Annotated in this window: 14 protein-coding genes; 5 read left to right on the forward strand and 9 right to left on the reverse strand. The window is 65.7% G+C overall.

Translation table 11 applies throughout. The features are described from left to right. Positions 1–80: 80 nt before the first annotated feature. From CFB45_RS25365 to fdnG, 3 genes are read right to left on the reverse strand one after another with little or no spacing between them, the layout of a single operon-like run. A complete protein-coding gene (locus CFB45_RS25365; RefSeq protein WP_011355693.1) occupies positions 81–707 on the reverse strand; it encodes a formate dehydrogenase subunit gamma in 627 nt (208 codons plus the stop codon). Then, complete coding sequence (gene fdxH, locus CFB45_RS25370; protein ID WP_011355694.1) at positions 704–1,618, reverse strand: formate dehydrogenase subunit beta; 915 nt, start codon at positions 1,616–1,618, stop codon at positions 704–706. The genes CFB45_RS25365 and fdxH overlap by 4 nt, the downstream gene beginning before the upstream one ends. A gap of 10 nt (positions 1,619–1,628) precedes the next feature. After that, on the reverse strand, positions 1,629–4,700 hold the full coding sequence (fdnG, locus tag CFB45_RS25375) for a formate dehydrogenase-N subunit alpha (protein ID WP_089427921.1): 3,072 nt from the start codon (positions 4,698–4,700) through the stop codon (positions 1,629–1,631). Between the two features lie 142 nt (positions 4,701–4,842). Between fdnG and CFB45_RS25380 the strand changes: the two genes are divergently transcribed. The 3 genes from CFB45_RS25380 to CFB45_RS25390 all read left to right on the forward strand — a co-directional run bounded on the left by CFB45_RS25380 (position 4,843) and on the right by CFB45_RS25390 (position 8,194). Next, positions 4,843–5,778 (forward strand): YihY/virulence factor BrkB family protein, encoded by a 936-nt coding sequence (locus CFB45_RS25380; RefSeq protein WP_089427922.1) that lies wholly within the window; start codon positions 4,843–4,845, stop codon positions 5,776–5,778. A 402-nt stretch (positions 5,779–6,180) separates the two neighbouring features. After that, entirely contained in the window at positions 6,181–7,338 is a 1,158-nt protein-coding gene (locus CFB45_RS25385; protein WP_089427923.1) for a porin, read from the forward strand. 382 nt (positions 7,339–7,720) lie between these two features. Continuing rightward, positions 7,721–8,194 carry a VOC family protein gene (locus CFB45_RS25390; RefSeq protein ID WP_089427924.1) on the forward strand — a complete coding sequence of 158 codons (474 nt, stop codon included), beginning with the start codon at positions 7,721–7,723 and terminating at the stop codon, positions 8,192–8,194. Positions 8,195–8,345: 151 nt separating this feature from the next. On the opposite strand, the gene CFB45_RS25395 is transcribed toward CFB45_RS25390, so the two are convergent. Next, a complete protein-coding gene (locus CFB45_RS25395; protein ID WP_089427925.1) occupies positions 8,346–9,137 on the reverse strand; it encodes an AadA family aminoglycoside 3''-O-nucleotidyltransferase in 792 nt (263 codons plus the stop codon). Positions 9,138–9,415: 278 nt separating this feature from the next. After that, positions 9,416–9,865: an HU family DNA-binding protein gene (locus CFB45_RS25400; protein WP_011355701.1), complete on the reverse strand. Its 450-nt coding sequence runs from the start codon at positions 9,863–9,865 to the stop codon at positions 9,416–9,418. A 257-nt stretch (positions 9,866–10,122) separates the two neighbouring features. Between CFB45_RS25400 and CFB45_RS25410 the strand changes: the two genes are divergently transcribed. Further along, positions 10,123–11,241 carry an acyltransferase family protein gene (locus tag CFB45_RS25410; protein ID WP_089427926.1) on the forward strand — a complete coding sequence of 373 codons (1,119 nt, stop codon included), beginning with the start codon at positions 10,123–10,125 and terminating at the stop codon, positions 11,239–11,241. A 394-nt stretch (positions 11,242–11,635) separates the two neighbouring features. Here the strand turns inward: CFB45_RS25410 and galU are convergent, their stop codons facing one another. Continuing rightward, positions 11,636–12,523, reverse strand: a complete 888-nt coding sequence (gene galU, locus CFB45_RS25415; protein ID WP_011548079.1) for a UTP--glucose-1-phosphate uridylyltransferase GalU — start codon at positions 12,521–12,523, stop codon at positions 11,636–11,638. A 230-nt stretch (positions 12,524–12,753) separates the two neighbouring features. Continuing rightward, positions 12,754–12,897 carry a hypothetical protein gene (locus CFB45_RS39115; RefSeq protein ID WP_006479318.1) on the reverse strand — a complete coding sequence of 48 codons (144 nt, stop codon included), beginning with the start codon at positions 12,895–12,897 and terminating at the stop codon, positions 12,754–12,756. Positions 12,898–13,114: 217 nt separating this feature from the next. On the opposite strand from CFB45_RS39115, the gene CFB45_RS25420 reads away from it, so the two are divergent. Then, positions 13,115–14,290: an acyltransferase family protein gene (locus CFB45_RS25420; RefSeq protein WP_089427927.1), complete on the forward strand. Its 1,176-nt coding sequence runs from the start codon at positions 13,115–13,117 to the stop codon at positions 14,288–14,290. Between the two features lie 486 nt (positions 14,291–14,776). On the opposite strand, the gene CFB45_RS25425 is transcribed toward CFB45_RS25420, so the two are convergent. Beyond that, positions 14,777–17,242 carry a glycosyltransferase family 4 protein gene (locus CFB45_RS25425; protein WP_179255101.1) on the reverse strand — a complete coding sequence of 822 codons (2,466 nt, stop codon included), beginning with the start codon at positions 17,240–17,242 and terminating at the stop codon, positions 14,777–14,779. After that, positions 17,239–18,705, reverse strand: a complete 1,467-nt coding sequence (locus CFB45_RS25430; protein ID WP_089427929.1) for a flippase — start codon at positions 18,703–18,705, stop codon at positions 17,239–17,241. The genes CFB45_RS25425 and CFB45_RS25430 overlap by 4 nt, the downstream gene beginning before the upstream one ends. Positions 18,706–18,729: the final 24 nt, after the last annotated feature.

Below are 18,729 nucleotides of genomic sequence, written 5' to 3' on the forward strand. Positions count from 1 at the left end.
CGCATCGGCGCTTTCGGGCGGTTCCGGCGAAGGAGCGGAGCAGCCCGCCGCGATTCGGCGAGCCGCCCCGCTCCGGTGCGTTATTTCACGCTTTCACGGAACCACTTCGGGTGATGCTTGCGAGCCCAGCCCAGCGTGACGGTGCCGCGCACCATCGCGCCGATCGAGCCCTTCACCCACAACGCCGCGTAAATGTGCACGATGATGCTCGCGATCAGCACGAAGGCCGCCACGGCATGCACGACAGCGGCCGCGCGGATCACCCCGATCGGGAAGTAGAACGAGAAGTAGCGCCGCCAGATCACGACTCCCGACAGCAGGAGCAGCAGCAGGCACGCGACCAACGTAAAGAATAGCAGCTTCTGCCCGGCGTTATAGCGCCCGACCGGCGGCAGCTTGTCTTCCTGGTTGGTCAGCACGTCGCCGATCTGCTTGAGCCACTGGCGATCGTCCGCGTCGAGCGCGTTGTGGTGCCAGAAGCGCACCACCAGGATCGCGAACGACACGAACATCACGAGGCCGACGAACGGATGCAGGATCCGCGTCCACTGGCCGCCGCCGAACAGCGCGGTCAGCCAGAACATCGACGGATGAAACAGCGCGAGCCCGGACAGCGCGAGCAGCACGAACGTGATCGCGGTGATCCAGTGGTTCGTGCGCTCGTTCGCCGAGTAGCGGACGATCAGGTTGGGGTCGTCGTGGTTCATTTCGCGTCCTCCTTGATGCGTCGCGCCTCGTCGCGCGCGGCCTGTTCCTCTTCGTCGCTCACCTCGTTCGGACCGACCCGGACATAGTGGAAGAACCCGGCAAGCGCGGTCAGCGCGATGCCGGCCACCGCGAGCGGTTTCGCGATGCCCTTCCACAGCTTCACCATCGGGCTGATCGACGGGTTGTCGGGCAGCCCGTGGTACAGCGACGGCTTGTCCGCGTGGTGCAGCACGTACATCACGTGCGTGCCGCCGACGCCCTGCGGGTCATACAGCCCCGCATGCTCGAAGCCGCGCTCCTTCAGGTCCTCGATCCGCTCGGCCGCGTGCTGCTTCATGTCCTCCTTGGTGCCGAACACGATCGCGCCCGTCGGGCAGGTCTTCACGCAGGCCGGTTCCTGGCCGACCGCGACGCGGTCGGAACAGAGCGTGCACTTGTATGCGCGATGATCCTTCTTCGAGATCCGCGGGACGTTGAACGGGCAGCCGGTCACGCAATAGCCGCAACCGATGCAGTTCTCCTCGTGGAAATCGACGATCCCGTTGTTGTACTGCACGATCGCGCCCGGCGACGGACACGCCTTCAGGCAGCCCGGATCCTCGCAGTGCATGCAGCCGTCCTTGCGGATCAGCCACTCGAGGTCACCGGCCGGGTTCTCGTATTCGGAGAACCGCATCACCGTCCACGAATGCTCGGTCAGGTCGGCCGGGTTGTCGTACACGCCGACGTTGGTGCCGACCTCGTCACGCAGGTCGTTCCACTCCATGCATGCCGTCTGGCATGCCTTGCAGCCGATGCACTTCGATACGTCGATCAGCTTCGCGACACTCCCGGTCACCGGTTCGCGCACCGTGGGCGGTGGCGTCGTGGTGGCCGAGACGCGCTTGATATCCAGCGATTGCAATGCCATCTCTTTCCCCTTACGCCTTTTCGACCTTCACCAGGAACGACTTGAATTCCGGTGTATAGGAGTTGCCGTCACCCACGGACGGAGTCAGGGTATTGGCGAGATAGCCGGGCTTCGTCAGACCCTTGAAGCCCCAGTGCAACGGGACGCCGACCGTCTGGACCTTCTTGCCGTCGACCGTCAGCGGCTTGATCCGCTTCGTGACGAGGGCGACCGCGATGATGTAGCCGCGCTTGGACGACACCTTCACGCGCTCGCCATGCGCGACGCCGACTTCCTTCGCGAGGTCTTCGCCGATCTCGACGAATTGCTCGGGCTGGATGATCGAGTTCAGCCGTGCATGCTTGGTCCAGTAGTGGAAGTGCTCGGTGAGCCGGTACGTCGTCGCCACGTGCGGGAACTCCGCCACCTTGCCGAACGACGCGCGGTCGTCCGGGAACACGCGGGCAGCCGGGTTGTTCAGCGCCTGCGGGTTGTTCGGGTGCAGCGGGTTCGCGTCGAGCGGCGTCTCGAACGGCTCGTAGTGCTCGGGGAACGGACCTTCGTTCATCCCCGCCCGGGCGAAGAAGCGTGCGACACCTTCCGGGTTCATGATGAACGGCCCCATCCCGTTTTCGGGCGATTCGTCCGCCTTGAAGTCGGGAATGTCGGCCCCCTTCCACGCGCTGCCGTTCCAGCCGATCAGCTTGCGGGTCGGGTCGAACGGCTTGCCGGCAACGTCGCACGACGCGCGGTTGTACAGGATCCGCCGGTTCGCCGGCCAGGCCCACGCCCAGTTCAGCGTCTGGCCGATGCCGGTCGGGTCAGAGTTGTCGCGCCGCCCCATCTGGTTGCCGGCCTGCGTCCAGGCACCGCAGAAGATCCAGCAGCCGCTCGCGGTCGTGCCGTCGTCCTTCAACTGCGCGAACGCGGCCAGCTGCTCGCCCTTCTTCACGAGCGTCTTGGTCGGATCCTTCGGATCGGGCAGATCGGCGAGCGCCTTGCCGTTGAACTCCATCGCGAGCTCTTCGGGCGTCGGGCTTTCCGGGTTCGCGTACGGCCAGGTCAGGTTGACGATCGGATCCGGATACTTGCCGCCGTCCGTCTGGTACATCTTGCGCATGCGCAGGAACAGCCCCGACATGATCTCGAGGTCGCTGCGCGCCTCGCCCGGCGGCTCCGCGCCCTTCCAGTGCCATTGCAGCACGCGGCTCGAACTCACGAGCGAACCGTTTTCCTCCGCGAAGCACGTGGTCGGCAGACGGAACACCTCGGTCTGGATCTTCGACGAATCGACGTCGTTGTAGTCGCCGTGATGCTTCCAGAACTCGGAGGTTTCGGTGGCGAGCGGGTCCATGATCACGAGCCACTTCAGCTTCGCGAGCCCGGCCGCCGTCTTCACCTTCGACGGTGACGCCGCAAGCGGGTTGAAGCCCTGGCAGATGTAGCCGTTCATCTTGCCGGCATTCATCAGCTCGATCACCTGCAGCAGGTCGTACTGCTTGTCCAGCTTCGGCAGGTAGTCGTAGCCCCAGTTGTTCTCGGCGGTCGCCGCATCGCCCCACCACGACTTCATGAAGCTCACGTGGAAGGCCTTGTAGTTCTTCCAGTAGCTCAACTGGTTCGGCCGCAGCGGCAGCTGCACGCGCTTCTTGATGTAGCCGTCGAAATCCTGCTCGGCCTGCATCGGCAGCGTCATGTAGCCCGGCAGCAGGTTCGACATCAGCCCGAGGTCGGTCAACCCCTGGATGTTCGAGTGGCCGCGCAGCGCGTTCATCCCGCCGCCGGCGATGCCGATGTTGCCGAGCAGCAGCTGCACCATCGCACCGGTGCGGATGATCTGCGCGCCGATCGAGTGGTGCGTCCAGCCGAGCGCGTACAGCACCGTGCCGGCGCGGCCGGGAACGGCGGTGGTCGCGAGCATCTCGCACACCTTCAGGAATTTCTCCTTCGGCGTGCCGCACGTCTGCTGGACCATGTCCGGCGTATAGCGCGCGTAGTGCTGCTTCAGCAGGTTGTACACGCAACGCGGATGCTGCAGCGTCGGGTCGACCTTCACGAAGCCGTCGTCGCCGCGCTCGTAGTCCCAGCTCGATTTGTCCGGGTACGCGTGCTTCTCCGCGTCGTAGCCGGAATAGATGCCGTCGTTGAACGCGAAATCCTCGCGCACGATGAACGAGAAGTCCGTGTAGTTCTTCACGTACTCATGCTGGATCTTGTCGTTCGTCAGCAGATAGTTGATGACGCCGCCCAGGAAGACGATGTCGGTGCCGGTGCGGATCGGCGCGTAGTAGTCGGCCACCGAGGCCGTACGCGTGAAGCGCGGGTCGACGACGATCAGTCGCGCCTTGCGGTGCGCCTTCGCCTCCGTTACCCACTTGAAACCGCACGGATGGGCCTCGGCTGCATTGCCGCCCATCACGAGAATCACGTCCGCGTTCTTGATGTCGACCCAATGGTTCGTCATCGCTCCACGGCCAAACGTCGGGGCAAGACCTGCCACCGTCGGGCCATGTCAGACACGCGCCTGATTGTCGAATGCGAGCATCCCGAGACTGCGGATGGTCTTGTGCGTCAGGTAGCCGACCTCGTTGCTGCCCGCCGACGCGGCCAGCATGCCGGTGGTCAGCCATCGGTTGACCTTCGCACCGTCTTCCGCCGTCTCGACGAAGTTCGCGTCGCGGTCGGCCTTCATCAGCTTCGCGATGCGGTCGAGCGCGTCATTCCACGAAATCGGTTCCCACTTGTCCGAGCCGGGCGCACGATACTCGGGATGCGTCAGGCGGTTCGGGCTATGGATGAAGTCGATCAGGCTCGCGCCCTTCGGGCACAGCGTGCCGCGATTGACGGGATGGTCGGGATCGCCTTCGATGTGGATGATGCTCGGCTGGGCGTTTTTCGCGCCGTCTCCGAGGCTGTACATCAGGATGCCGCAACCCACTGAACAGTAAGGACAGGTGTTGCGCGTTTCGACGGTGCGCGCCAGCTTGTACTGTCGGACTTCGGCAAGCGCTTCGGACGGAGAGAAGCCCATCAGGGCTAGACTCGATCCGGCAAGCGACGTAGCCGTCACCTTCAGGAACTGGCGCCGGGACATTTGTAGCATGGCTGGTCTCGGCGTTATTGTGGGGGTGAGGAAACTGAAAGGAATTATAGACAGTTCGCGCAACTATGTTCGAATCTTCGGATCAATACTGAATTGTCTGATTACCAACGATGATCCGCGTTCCCCGCGCCACCGAACCGTCATGAAACGACAGATCACCTCCGAAGCCACCCGTCTCGCGCAAGAACAGGCCAACTGGGCCCTCACCGCGTTCAAGCGCTTCTCGTCCGACCGCTGCTCCGCGATGGCCGCGGGCATCGCCTTTTTCTCCGCGTTCTCGCTCGCGCCGATGCTCGTGATGGTGATTGCCGTGGCCGGCTGGTTCTACGGCGACGATGCCGCGCGCGGCCAGGTGTTCGAACAGGCGCACCAGCTGATCGGCGACGACGCGGCGGCCAGCATCCAGACGATCGTGCAGAACGCGCACCGCGCGGGCGAGCGCGGCGGCCTGGCCACCCTGATCTCGTTCGCCGCGCTCGCGATCGGCGCGTCGGCCACCTTCGCGTCGCTCAGCGCCGCGCTCAGCGTGATCTGGCCGGCCACCGAGAACCGCTGGTCGAGCATGCTCGGGCTCGTGCGCGTGCGGCTGATCTCGTTCGGGCTCGTGCTCGGCGTCGCGTTCCTGCTGATCGTGTCGCTCGTGCTCGACACCGCGATCACGTTCGTCGGCACCTGGCTGCTGGGCAATTCGCCGTACGTGATCGTCACGAATCTCGTGCAGTTCTTCGTCGGCATCGCGGTGCTCGCGGGCGCGTTCGCGTCGCTGATGAAGTTCCTGCCCGATGCGCGCGTCGCCTGGCGTGACGCCGCGATCGGCGGCATCGTGTCCGCGATCCTGTTCTCCGGCGGCAAGAAGCTGTTCGCGCTGTACCTTGCGCGTGCGGGCACCGCAAGTGCATTCGGCGCAGCCGGATCGTTCGCGGTCCTGCTGATGTGGCTGTACTTCTCCGCGATCGTGCTGCTGCTCGGCGCGGAATTCGCGGCCGCCCGCGGCAACGCGCATCGGCTCCCAAGTACCGCCGCGCCGAGCGCTTCCGCGCAAACCGATCGCCCCGGCGATCGCGCGCACGACGACTGAGGCGCCTCTTGCGCAACATCGCGGCACGCCCCCGCACACGCGTCTGCCCTTTGCAACCACGCTGCCCGCGCGCATTCGCGCGGCGTTGACACGTTCTTTGCATGCGTGCGCATTCGTTGCCGCCACCGCAAACGTTTGCATGCTTCCGTTTCGGTGCGCGGACGGGCCGAAACAGGCTTCCTGCCGCGATGCGCATCAACTAGTGAAACAATCGCATCGCAGCAATTGTCAACTTTTTCAAAAACAGAAACAGTCGTTGATGTACTTGATATATATGGACTTTTTCTCGCTGTTACCTTTTCGAGACACTTTATTTTTTAAGCTTTCTTGCGTCGATGGCACTGAGCTATTCTCCAATCCGCAACAAAAAACGATGAATCACTTGCGTGGAGATACTCAACGATGAAGAAACTCGCTCTCTCGACCCTCTCGCTCGCCCTGCTGGGCGCCGCTGGCGCTGCTCACGCTCAATCGAGCGTGACGCTGTACGGCGTGATCGATACGTCGATCACCTATGTTCACGGTAACGACGGTCAAGGTAACAATTCGTGGTCGATGGGTAGCGGCAACCTGCAAGGTAGCCGCTTCGGCCTGAAGGGTTCGGAAGACCTCGGTGGCGGCCTGAAGGCGATCTTCCAGTTGGAAAACGGCTTCAACTCGGCATCGGGTGCACTGGGCCAGGGTGGCCGCATGTTCGGTCGCCAGGCTTTCGTCGGCCTGCAAAGCGACCAGTACGGTACGCTGACGCTGGGCCGCCAGTACGACCCGCTGGTCGACCTGGTCCAGGCAGTCACGGCTGACAACTACTTCGGCAGCGTGTTCGCCACGCCGGGCGACGTCGACAACAACGACAACAGCCTGCGCGTCAGCAACGCGATCAAGTACACGTCGCCGGTCTGGGGCGGCCTCCAGTTCGAAGGCATGTACGCACTCGGCGGTGTCGCCGGCGCAACGGGCAAGGGTCAGACGTGGGCCGCAGCTGCAGCCTACAACAACGGCCCCCTCGGCCTGGCTGCCGGTTACTTCCACGCCAACAACTCGGCTCCGCTGAGCACCGCAGGCGTGCGCACCGGCTGGGCCGGCACGTCGGACGCGATCTTCGACGGTTCGGGCGCGTTCATCAACAACGCCTACACGTCGTCGTCGTCGATCGGTATCGCTCAAGTGGCTGGCCAGTATGCATTCGGCCCGGTGACGTTCGGCCTCGGCTACAGCAACGCGCAGTACAAGGCGGACGCGAACTCGGCATTCGGCACGAACCAGAAGTACAACACGGGTCGCGCATTCGTCACGTACCAGGCATCGGCACCGCTGCTGCTCGGCCTCGGCTACATCTACACGAAGGGTAGCGGCCAGACCGACGCCAAGTACCATCAGGTTTCGCTCGGCGCCGACTACTCGCTGTCGAAGCGTACCGACGTCTACCTGGTTGGCGCATATCAGCACGCAAGCGGCAAGAACGCCGACGGCAGCGATGCGCAAGCGTCGGTCGGCTCGTACGGCATCGCCGGCAAGAGCTCGCAGGAAATCGTCGCACTCGGCCTGCGTCACAAGTTCTAAGAAGTACGTTTCCGGCGTGCATGGCGTCTCCGACGCCTTGCCGCCGACCTGGAAAGCCAGCCCCGGTTTCGGCCGCGGCTGGCTTTTTTTCGTCCGTCTCCCGCGTGCCGGCAGCGCCCGCACGGGCCGGGAACGGGAACCCGGGCCCCGACCCACGCCCGCCGGCCAGCAGCGGCGCCTGGCGGCTGCCAAGCACCGGGAACACCGTTTGCGAAGCGCCGGTCGCCATCCGTCCGCCGAGCGACTACCATCCGCACTGCCGGCACCGCTCGTCCGGTGCGACCGCAATGTGCCGAAGCGTGTCGATTTCGGCAATCGTCATCCGTCGTCTCGATGGCGGCACGCGGTTCGCGCATCGCCCCATTCATACAGGAGATACGCCATGACGATTCAGAAGATCACGCCTTTCCTCTGGTACGCGGCGGAAGCGGAAGAAGCCGCCGCCTTCTATGCGGGCATCTTTCCGGATTCGCGCGTCGTGCGCGTCACGACGGTGCCCGGCACCGACGGCACGCGGATGGTCGAGTTCGAGCTGTTCGGGCAACCGTTCTTCGCGATGAGCCACCCGCGCACCGACACGTTCAATCACGCGATCTCGCTGCTGGTCAGCTGCGCCGACCAGGCGGAACTCGACCGCTACTGGCATGCCCTGCTCGACAACGGCGGCACGGCCGACGCCTGCGGCTGGCTGAGAGACCGCTACGGCGTGTCGTGGCAGATCGTTCCGGAAACGCTGATCCCGATGGTGTCCGACCGGGACACGGTCAAGGCCACGCGCGTGGCCGCCGCGATGATGCAGATGATCAAGCTCGACGACGCCGCATTGAAGGCCGCCTACGCCGGCACGGCGGGCTGACGAAGCAGCATGTCGCACGGCGCATGCGCGATGACGCGCCGGGTCGCCGACAGGCATCCGGCTCGACCGCATGCGCGTGCGACTGCCGCGCCATTGCCGATGATCTTCATCGGCGTCGCCCCCAAGCCGGCCACGCGCGCGGCATCCGCCGCTACGTCGACAGCATCGACTCGACCGTTCGCCGCGCGTAGCCGATGAATGCGGCAAGGGGTTCGCCCGACAGGATCGCCGCGTCCTCCTCGCCGCCGAGATAGGCGGCACGCGCCGCCGCGACAACCGGCCGGTAGGCTTGCGGCAAGCGTTCCAGAACCCATGTCGCCGCGACGTCCTTCGGCGCGATCCTGCCGGTCGCGGCGCTGTACCAGATGCGCGCGAGCGCGAGCACCACGTTGCACGCGTCGCCGCGCCAGTCGGGTTCGGCATTCCATTGCGCGACCGTCGCCAGCAGCGCGGCGACAAAATCCCGTGCGGGCACTTGCTCGAAAAGCGCCGCCGCCGGCAGGCCAACCAGCACGACACTGTGCTGCCGCACCTTCGTCAACAGGATCGCCAGATCGTGATCGACACGCGCCGGTTCGACGATGCCGGCCTCGAGGTCGTGACGCAGCCACTCGCCGAACTGCAGTTCGCGACGCGCCGGATGACGCCACGGCACGACCGCATCGTGCGCGACGACGGTCACTTCCAGTGCGCGCATGCCGCCGGCGCGACCAGGCGGCACCGACACGGCCAGCAAGTCGAGCATCAGTGCGTGCCGTGTCGATTCGTCCGGCCGGGTCGACACTGTCACCAGCAGGTCGACGTCACTGCGCGGCTTCAGTCCGCCGTCGAGCGCCGATCCGAACAGGTGGATTGCCGTGAGCGTCGCGCCGAGATGCCGCTCGATCGTGTCGCACGCGGCGCCGACCTGGGCGGCGATTTCGTCGGGAATGCATTCAGTCACGATGCACGTGCCTCGCGATGCACACGCAACCGGCACAGCGCACGCGACGGGCAGCGGCGGATCTGCTGCAAGCGCGCGGAGGATTGCCGTTCGTCATCGCGCGTGCGCGGCGCGTCTTCCGTCGTGCGTCACGCGTCGAACCGGGCCTTCCGCCATTTCGCTGCTTCGCTGCCGCGCGATTTGCGCAGCGCAATAAAAATCCCCGCACGCTTTCGCGTGCGGGGATCGTCGGACATCGCAGCGGCTGCCGATATGCATTCGGCAGCCACTGCGCAGCATTACGCTGCCGCGTCCTTCAGCTTCTTCAGCGCACGTGCCTTCACGCGCACGCTGGCCGGCTTCGCCGGGAACCAACGCTCTTCGCCCGTGAACGGATCCTTGCCGAAGCGCTTCTTCTTCGCCGGCACGACTTGCGCCGTGATCTTCAGCAGACCCGGCAGCGTGAACTCGCCCGCGCCCTTCTTGTGGACCGAGCCCAGCACGACGTTCTCGAGTGCGACGAGCACTGCCTTGACAGCCTTCACTTCGACAGCTGCGCGCTCAGCGATGTGCGTTGCGAGCGATGCCTTCGTGAACTTGTCCTTCAGCGGCGTCGGAGCGGCCGGTGCCGCCTTCGCGACGACCTTCTTGGCCACTACTTTCTTCGCGGGCGCAGCCTTTTTGGCAGCCACTTTCTTGGTGGCCGGTGCGGCAGCCTTCTTGGCCACCTTTTTTGCGGAAGTCGCCATGTTTCTCCTACCAGGTGTGGTCGTTGGATACACGAAGCGTGCAACGCGCGCGCTTCAACGCCGGATTCTACAAGCGCCTTGACGCTTCGTGCAGTACTTTTATGCGTTTTCGCGGGGTTTCCCGCAGGTTTTTTTGCATGCGACCGATTTCATCGACGCTCCAGCATCAAAAAACGCCTTCACGTAGGCACCCGAATGCGAATTACGTTCGATATTTGCGCACCTATACTGGGCTCGCTCAATGCCCGGATGCCTCCATGCGCGAAGCCAGATACGTCAAAGGACTCGACGGCCTGCGAGCCCTCGCCGTCATCCTCGTTTTCCTGTCCCACAAGGGCCACGTCCTTGCCGTCGACGTCGGCAAGCTTGGCGTGTGGACGTTTTTCCTCATCAGCGGATTCCTGATCGTCGGCGAGCTGCATCGCAACCGCCAGGCGGTCGAGCGCGACACCATGACGCGCCGCCACGCGCTCGCGCTGTTCCTCGCGAAACGCGCGCTGCGGATCTTTCCCGTCTATTACCTGCTGCTCGCCGCGCTCGCGATCGCGCACGCGCTGTTCTACCAGCGCGGCGTCAATCTCGGGCTCGCGTGGCACGCGGCGTTCCTGTCGAATTACTGGATCGGCGCCGTCAAGGATGGCTGGCCGGGCTCCACGTCGCACTTCTGGAGCCTCGCGGTTGAACAGCAGTTCTATCTGATCGCGCCGCTCGCGCTGCTCGCGGTGCCCGCCGCGCGACACGTCGCGCTCGGCATCGGAGCCATCGCACTGTGCGCGCTCGCGCATCTCGCGCTCTACCTGTGCGACGCGTCGCCGGTGCTGATCTATGCGTTTTCCCCGTGGAACTTCGCGCTGATCGCGCTCGGCGGCGTCGGCGCGATGGCGCTCGCCGATCGCGGAGCGGCCGCCGTGCGCCGCGTTCCGCCCGGCTGGCTCGGCGCGGCCGGCGTCGTGTTCTTCCTCGTGCTGCCTGCCTGCACGCCCCTGCCCGACGCGATCGCGGGGCTCGCGGATCTCGGCCTGTCCGCATCGCTCGGCGCGCTGCTGCTGTGGATCGTCAGCGAACCCGAGCATCCGGTCGTGGCGCTGCTCGACTGGGCGCCGCTCGCCTATCTCGGCACGATCAGCTACGGCTTCTACCTGTTCCACAACCTGATTCCGGCGCGTTTCGGCGTGCTGCCGGCGCACGTCGGGCACGTGGCCATCCCTGAAATCGTCCGCGACACGCTACCCGAAATGCTGCAGTTCGCGCTCGCCGTGCTGCTCGCGCACCTGTCCTGGCGCTATCTGGAAAAGCGGCTGCTCGATTTCAAGAAGCCGGTCGCCGCGATGCTGGCCCGGTATTTCGTCGCACGGCCGAGCACGTCGGCGCGTTGAACACGGCACGATCGCGGCAACGGTTGAGCGGGGAAGCGGTGCTTCACGCCACACCCCGGCGCTGACGCTCAACACTCGAGCCGTCGCGTCATCGACCGGCGCCGGCAAAAACGATGCGGTCACGAACGTCGATGCGCATCGCGCAATCGAACCGCCGATCCTGTGATCCGGGCGCCCGTCGCGGCACCGGTTTCAGCCGTGACGTCCGCTCTCGTCGGCGCGCCCCGCTCCGCACGCCACCCCGATCCTGAAGCCGGTCCGCCACGACACGCACCCCGACCGCACGCACGGCGATCGTGCACTGGTGCACCCGCACACGCAAAAAAGCCCCGGCGCGCGAGCGGCCGGGGCCAACGGAACAACCACCACCTGAAACAACGGAGCGCGCGGCTGCTTAGGCGACAGCAGCCAGCGCGGGCAAGCAGGTACGCAGGTAGGCCTCGAATTCGCGGCTCACTTCCGGATGCTGGAGCGCGAGCTCGACGGTGGCCTTGAGATAGCCGATCTTGCTGCCGCAGTCGAAGCGCGTGCCGTAGTAGCGATACGCGAGCACCTGCTCGTTCGCGAGCAGCGACTGAACCGCGTCGGTCAGCTGCAGCTCGCCGCCGGCGCCCGGCTTGAGCTTGCGCAGGTGATCGAAGATCGTCGGCATGAACACGTAGCGGCCGACCACGCCGAGATTCGACGGCGCATCTTCCGGCGCCGGCTTCTCGATGATGCCCGACAGCTTGATGATGTCCTCTTCCCATTCGCGGCCTTCGACGACACCGTACGAACGGCTGTCCTCGCGCGGGATCGTCTCGACCCCGATCACCGAGCTGTGATAGTGGTCGAACACGTCGACGAGCTGCTTGAGCACCGGCTGTTCGCCGTGCAGCAGGTCGTCGGCGAGAATCACCGCGAACGGCTCGCCGTGCACCAGCTTCTCCGCGCACAGCACCGCGTGGCCGAGGCCGAGCGCTTCCGGCTGGCGCACGTAGAAGCAGTTCACGTGGCTCGGCTTGATGCCGCGCACCAGTTCGAGCAGCTTTTCCTTGCCGCGCGCCTCGAGCTCGGCCTCGATCTCGTAGGACTTGTCGAAGTGATCCTCGATCGCGCGCTTGCTGCGGCCGGTGACGAAGATCATCTCGGTGATACCTGCGTTGATCGCTTCCTCGACCGCGTACTGGATCAGCGGCTTGTCGACGACGGGCAACATTTCCTTCGGGCTCGCCTTCGTTGCCGGGAGGAACCGCGTGCCGAGACCGGCGACGGGGAACACGGCCTTGGTGACTTTCAACATGTTCGCATCCTGATTGCGTTGACTGCGCCGCGTCGACCAGCGACCCGGCGCGATTGTGTTCCGAACGGCATATCGAGAATCGACGGTACTGCCAATTCGACTCCGCTCATTTTCGATATGGACTGATTGCCCAATGATTCCGGAAAAAATATAATCCTTTCAACCCGGTCGATATTGCCGAACCGAGTGCCGAGGCAGAAACAAATTACCGATTTTCCAGATACAAATTCTTACGATTCGAATTCCTCGATATAGGGCACGCCGCCCCGTTCGAGACCCGGGCGAATCGGTTCGTTCTTCAGCGCCTCACGGTACGCCGACAGCACGGCCATGACCAGCAGTACTGCAGCGCTCGCGATCCAATGCATGTCCATCTTGCCGCTCCTTGCATCAATCAACTGGAGCTTCAAACTATCAGAAAAAAATCGGTAAATAATTGACCCGCCTCGCGGAACCGCTTTCTGATCGCGATAAACCCATGATGTGGAATTGCGATATTTCCCGGCGAGATTTTTTTATTCATTGATCGAATTCTTGCGCATTACGATTGGATGAAACTCCCCGTCCATCCGTCGCAAGGAATCGAATCGCATGCAAGCTTTCAGCGGATCGTCTCTGACCGCGCCGCCCGTCGCCGATCACAAGGAACACGTGATCGACGCGATGCGCGGCTTCGCGGCGCTGCTCGTCGCCTATTTCCACTGCCGCCAGGTCGTCTGGGTCGGCATGCAAAGCTTCCATCACGCTTACGGCCATGCGCTCACCCCGAGCGCGATCGCCGGCTACCTGACCTTCCCGTTCGCGTGGGGCTCCGCCGGCGTGCCGATCTTCTTCGTGATCAGCGGCTACTGCATCCATCGCAACGCGGCGCTCAAGCTCGCGGCCGATCCCGCGTACCGGCTCGACGCGCCGAACTTCTGGGTGCGCCGGTTCGCGCGCATCTACCCGGTGCTGCTCGCCGCGCTGCTGTTTACGCTCGCCCTCGACTCGGTCAGCCTGCAGATCGAGCCCGTCAGCCACAAGATCCGCGACGTCGGCCTCGTCGCGTTCCTCGTGAACCTGTTCTCGCTGCAGGGCGTTGCCGGCTACACATACGGGTCGAACGGCGCGCTGTGGACGCTGTCGCTCGAAGTGCAGTTCTACGCGATCTACCCGCTGCTGTTCGCGATCCGCCGGCGCATCGGCATGCCGGCGGTCGTGGCCGCGGTCGCGCTCGTCAACGTCGCGTCGGCGTGGCTGCTCGAACGGCACGACCTGCAGTTCTTCACGTCGTACTGGCTGTCCTGGACGATCGGCGCGTGGATCGCCGACGTGCGCGCGCAGCCGGCCCGCGGCGCGGCCGCCGTGCCGTCGCGCGCGTGGTACGGCGCGGCCGCCGTGCTGCTGGCCGCCGGCTGCGGCGCGTTCCATTTCGGCCAGTACGGCGCGTTCCAGCTGTGGTCGGCCGGCTTCGCGTGCTTCCTGTACCGCGCGCTTGCCCGTCCGCCGCGCCCGACGCCGCCGCTGCGCGTGCTGAGCTGGTTCGGCGACTTCAGCTACTCGCTGTACCTGATCCACCTGCCGCTGTTCGTCTGCCTCGGCTCGGTGCTGTTCCATTCCGAGCTGCAGCTGTCGATCTGGCCGTCGTTCGCGTTCATGGCCGCCGCGATCCCGGTCGCGTATGTGTTCTACCGGATGTTCGAACGGCCCGCGATGACGTGGTCGGCCAGCTTCAAGCCGGCTCGCCCCGCTCGGGTCGTGACGCCGGCGCCCGAACGGGCTGTTTGATCCGGCCGGAACGCTTTCCCGAGCCCTCGCGCGGCGGTGCGCTGCGCGGGGGCTTTTTCATGGCCTGAGCGCGCCGGCATACCGGGTTGGCGGGGGGTGGGTAGCCTTCGGGCGTCGGGCCGCGCTACGGCCCGCATGAGCCGCCCTCGACCGCCTTTCACCATCGGGACTGCCTGGGCGCGGCCTTCTGGCGTCACGTTCTGGCGTCACGTTCTGGCGTCACGTTCTGGCGTCACGTTCTGGCGTCACGTTCTGGCGTCACGTTCTGGCGTCACGTTCTGGCGTCACGTTCTGGCGTCACGTTCTGGCGCCGCCTTCTCGCGTCGCCAACCACGCCGTCCCAATCAACGACCGGCCAAGCACGCCCCACGCGGCGCACAACAACCCGCCCATCACCCGCCCGACAAAGGCCCCCTACGCTGAAACACAAAGCCCCCACGCAGCACACCGCCGCATGAGGGCCCGTTTCCCGCCGGCTCGCGCCGCTTACCGCTTCTTCGCCTTCGCGGCCTTCGCCGTATCCGCGAGGATCTTCTCGACCCGCTCCACGTAGGTTTCGGTGCCGAACCGGCGCACCGCCGTCGCTCGCCCGCTCGCGACGAGCCGCTCGCGCAGCGCGCCGTCGCGCTTCAGCGTAGCCAGCGCGTCGGCCAGCGCGGCCGCGTCGCCCGGCGCGCAGAGCAGCCCGTTGTCGCCGTCCTCGATGATCTCGACGACGCCGCCCGCACGGGCCGCGACGACCGGCCGGCGCGCGAGCATCCCCTCGACAATCACGCGCCCGAACGGCTCGGGCGTGATCGACGTGTGCGCGACGACGTCGACCGCCGTCATGCAGGCGGCCACGTCGCGCTGGAACCCGAGGAAATGCACGCGCTCGTCCATCCCGTGCCGCGCGACGTATTCGTGCAGCTGCGCCGCGTATTCGTCCTCGCCGAACAGCGGCGCGCCGACCAGCACCACGTGCATGTCGGGATGCCGCGCGGAGGCTTCCAGCAGCACGTGCTGCCCTTTCCAGTGCGCGAGGCGGCTGAACGAACCGACGAGCCACGCGTTTTCGGGCAACCCGAGGCGCGTGCGCAGCGCGGCCTGGCTGACGCCTTCCAGCGCGTCGAACGGCTCGGCCGAAATGCCGTTGAACACGACGTCGACGTGCTGCGGCGTGAAGCCCGTCAACGTCCGGAACGCCTGCGCGGACGCATCGGAGTTCGCGATCACGCGCGTGACGCCGAGCCGCGCGCAGTACTTGATCGCCATCAACTGCTTGCTGCCGAAATGGTCGGTGCTGACGATGTCGCGCAGGTGCCACACCACCGGCTTGCGCGCGAGCCGCCCGGCCAGCGCGGCGACCACCATCGCGCGCTGCGTGTTCGCGTAGATCACCTCGGCGCGGCGTGCGCGGCGCGCGACGTCGCGCACCAGCCGCACGAGCTGCTTCAACGCGCCGGCCGATACGCCGCCCTGCTTGCGCACGCCCGCGAGCGCGCCCTGGTCGACCACGTCGACGCGCGCGCCGATCTCGTCGAGCGCCGCGCGGAACGGGCCGTCGTCGAACAGCAGGACATCGGCGTTCGCGCGCATGTGCTTCATGATCTCGAGCAGCGACAGCTCGGCGCCGCCGAGCACGCCGCTCTGGTCGAGCACAAGCGTCGCCGGGCCGCGCGCGGCCGGCATCGGCGCGATGGCCGTACCGCGCTGCGCGGTCGAGCCGGGCAGCGCCGCCTCCACGTAGTCGAGGAAGCGCCGCCGGAACGTATCGGCGGAAAACCGCTCCGCGTTCGTGCGGCAGGCGGTCGGCGTGAAGCGCTGCGGCGCACGCTCGAAATCGTCGACGGCCGCGACGATCGCGTGCGGCGTCTGTTCGTCGAAAAAGAGCCCGGTCGGGTTCAGGTCCGATTGCGGGTCGAGCACGGTTTCGAGCGCGCCGCCCTTGCCGTACGCGATCACCGGCGTGCCGCACGCCTGCGCCTCGACCACCGAGATCCCGAAATCCTCCTCGGCCGCGAACACGAACGCCTTCGCGCGCCGCATCCGGTCGTGCAGCACCGCGAACGGCTGGTAGCCCATGATCTCGACGTTCGGGCCCGCCTTCGCGCGGATCTTCTGCATCTCGGGGCCGTCGCCGATCACGACGAGCTTGCGCTCGGGCGTGCGCGAAAAGGCTTCGACGATCAGGTCGATCTTCTTGTACGGCACCATCCGCGACGCGGTCAGGTAGAAATCCTCCTTCTCCGCGTTCAGCGAAAACGCGTCGACGTCGACCGGCGGGAAGATCACCGCCGCGTCGCGGTGGTAGACCTTCTTGATGCGCCGGGCGATGAACGCGGAGTTCGCGACGAAACCGTCCACCGCGTTCGCGGTGCGCGTGTCCCAGTTGCGGATGTAATGCAGGATCATCCGCGCGAGCAGCGACTTCGGCCCGTGCGTGAGGTTCGACTGTTCCAGATACTGGTGCTGCAGATCCCACGCATAGCGGATCGGCGAATGCACGTAGCTGATATGCACCTGGTCGGGCCCCGTCAGCACGCCCTTCGCGACCGCGTGGCTGCTCGAGATCACCAGGTCGTACTCGGACACGTCGAGCTGCTCGATCGCGAGCGGCATCAGCGGCAGGTAGCTGCGGTACTTGGTGCGCGCGAACGGCAGCTTCTGGATGAACGACGTCGTCACCGGCTTGCCGCGCACGAACGCGCGATCGTCGAGGAAGTCGACGAGACTGAACAGGTCCGCGTCGGGAAAGCACGCGACGATCTGCTCGAGCACGCGTTCGGCTCCGGCATAGGTGACGAGCCAGTCGTGGACGATCGCCACGCGCAGCGCGCGCGTCGGATGGCGCGCGCTGGCCCGTTCGGCCGGCAGCGCCCGGCGCAGCGCGGCGGCGTCGCCCGCTTCGGCCACGGCCGCATCGGCGGTGGCGAGATTCAATACGGCGTGTTCCGCCAGATCGCGATTCATACTGTTCTCCTCGCATTGAGACGGACGAACAAGTCGCGCACTAGCGCACGCAACCCCGGTGTCATCGTGAGCGACCACGCAACATTCAACAGCAGCACGACCGCGCACATGCCGATCGACTCGACGAGCCCCGGCCACGCCTGCGCCAGGAACAGGCTTGCGAGCAGGAAGGCCAGGTGCGCGAGCATGTCGAGCACGATCGCGCGCATCCGGATCGCCGACAGGTACAGCAGCACGCCGTAGTCGACGAGCGCGCGCGCCGCGACGACCACCGCCGCGCCGATCAGCCCGAAGTGATGAATGCCGAACCACAGGCCGCCGACGAAGAACGGCATCTCGACGAGCCCGGCGAACGCCGCGCGGGCCGGGTTGACCTGCGACTGGATCAGGATTCGCGTGACGCTCGCCTGGCCGACGAGCCACACGCTGATCACCAGCACGCGGCCGACCGGCGCCGAATGCGCGGCGAGATCCGCGCCCACCCACAGCGTGAGGAACGGCGCGAGCGCGAAGATCGCGACGATGCCGACCGGCGTGAACACGCCGTTCAGGAATTCGAGCGACTGGCGCGCGAGCGTGTCCGCATGGTCGCGGCCCACCGCCGACAGGCGCGGGAACAGCGTGCGCACGAGCGCGTTCGGCAGCATGTTCAGGCGCGTGACGAGGTTCTGCGGCACCGTGTAGTAGGTGACGAACTTCGCGCCCATGCCGGCGCCGAGCATCACGCGGTCGAGCGTGTCGGCGATCATGCTCGTCGTACTCGCGATCAGCATCCAGCCGCCGAAGTTGAACAGCCCTTTCGCGGTGCCCCACTGCGGCGGATCGATGCGCCGGATCCCGAGCACCTTGATGCTGGCCTGGCCGAGCATCACCGCCGCGATCAGCCGCGCGACGACCGCCGCGGCGAGCACCGTCTGCAGGTTCGGCGCGATCCACCACGCGGCGCCGAGCGGCAGCAGCTGGAACAGGAACGTGCCGATCGTCTGGTTCGTGTTGAACACGCCGAAGCGTTCGGCGCCGTTGATCGCGCCGGCGAACACCCACGACACGTTCGCCAGCGGAATCGCGAGCGCGAGCCACGGCAGCGCGAGATACACCTCGTGCTGCATCGCCGCCGACACCTTCGTGAAGTACGCGGTGTAGACGAACGCACCGAAATAGATCAGCAGCCCGCCGACGATGCCGGTGCCGAGGTTCAGCCAGAACGCGCTCCAGAACACGCGCGCGCTTTCGTCGGCGTTGCCGCTCGCGAGCGCCTTCGAGATGTGGTTCTGCGCGGCCATGCTCATCCCGAGATCGAGGATCCCGAAATAGCCGATCAGCGTCCACACGAGGCTGACGACGCCGTAGCGTTCGACGCCGAGCGCGTGGATATAGGCGGGCACCGTCACCAGCGACACGAAGGTCGGCAGGATCAGCCCGATGAAGTTGATCGAAACGTTCTTGAGTATGCCTTTGTCCATGCTTCTGCCTTGTGTGACGTCGCC

It is taken from the genome of Burkholderia sp. HI2500 (assembly GCF_002223055.1).
Classification (GTDB): Bacteria; Pseudomonadota; Gammaproteobacteria; order Burkholderiales; family Burkholderiaceae; genus Burkholderia.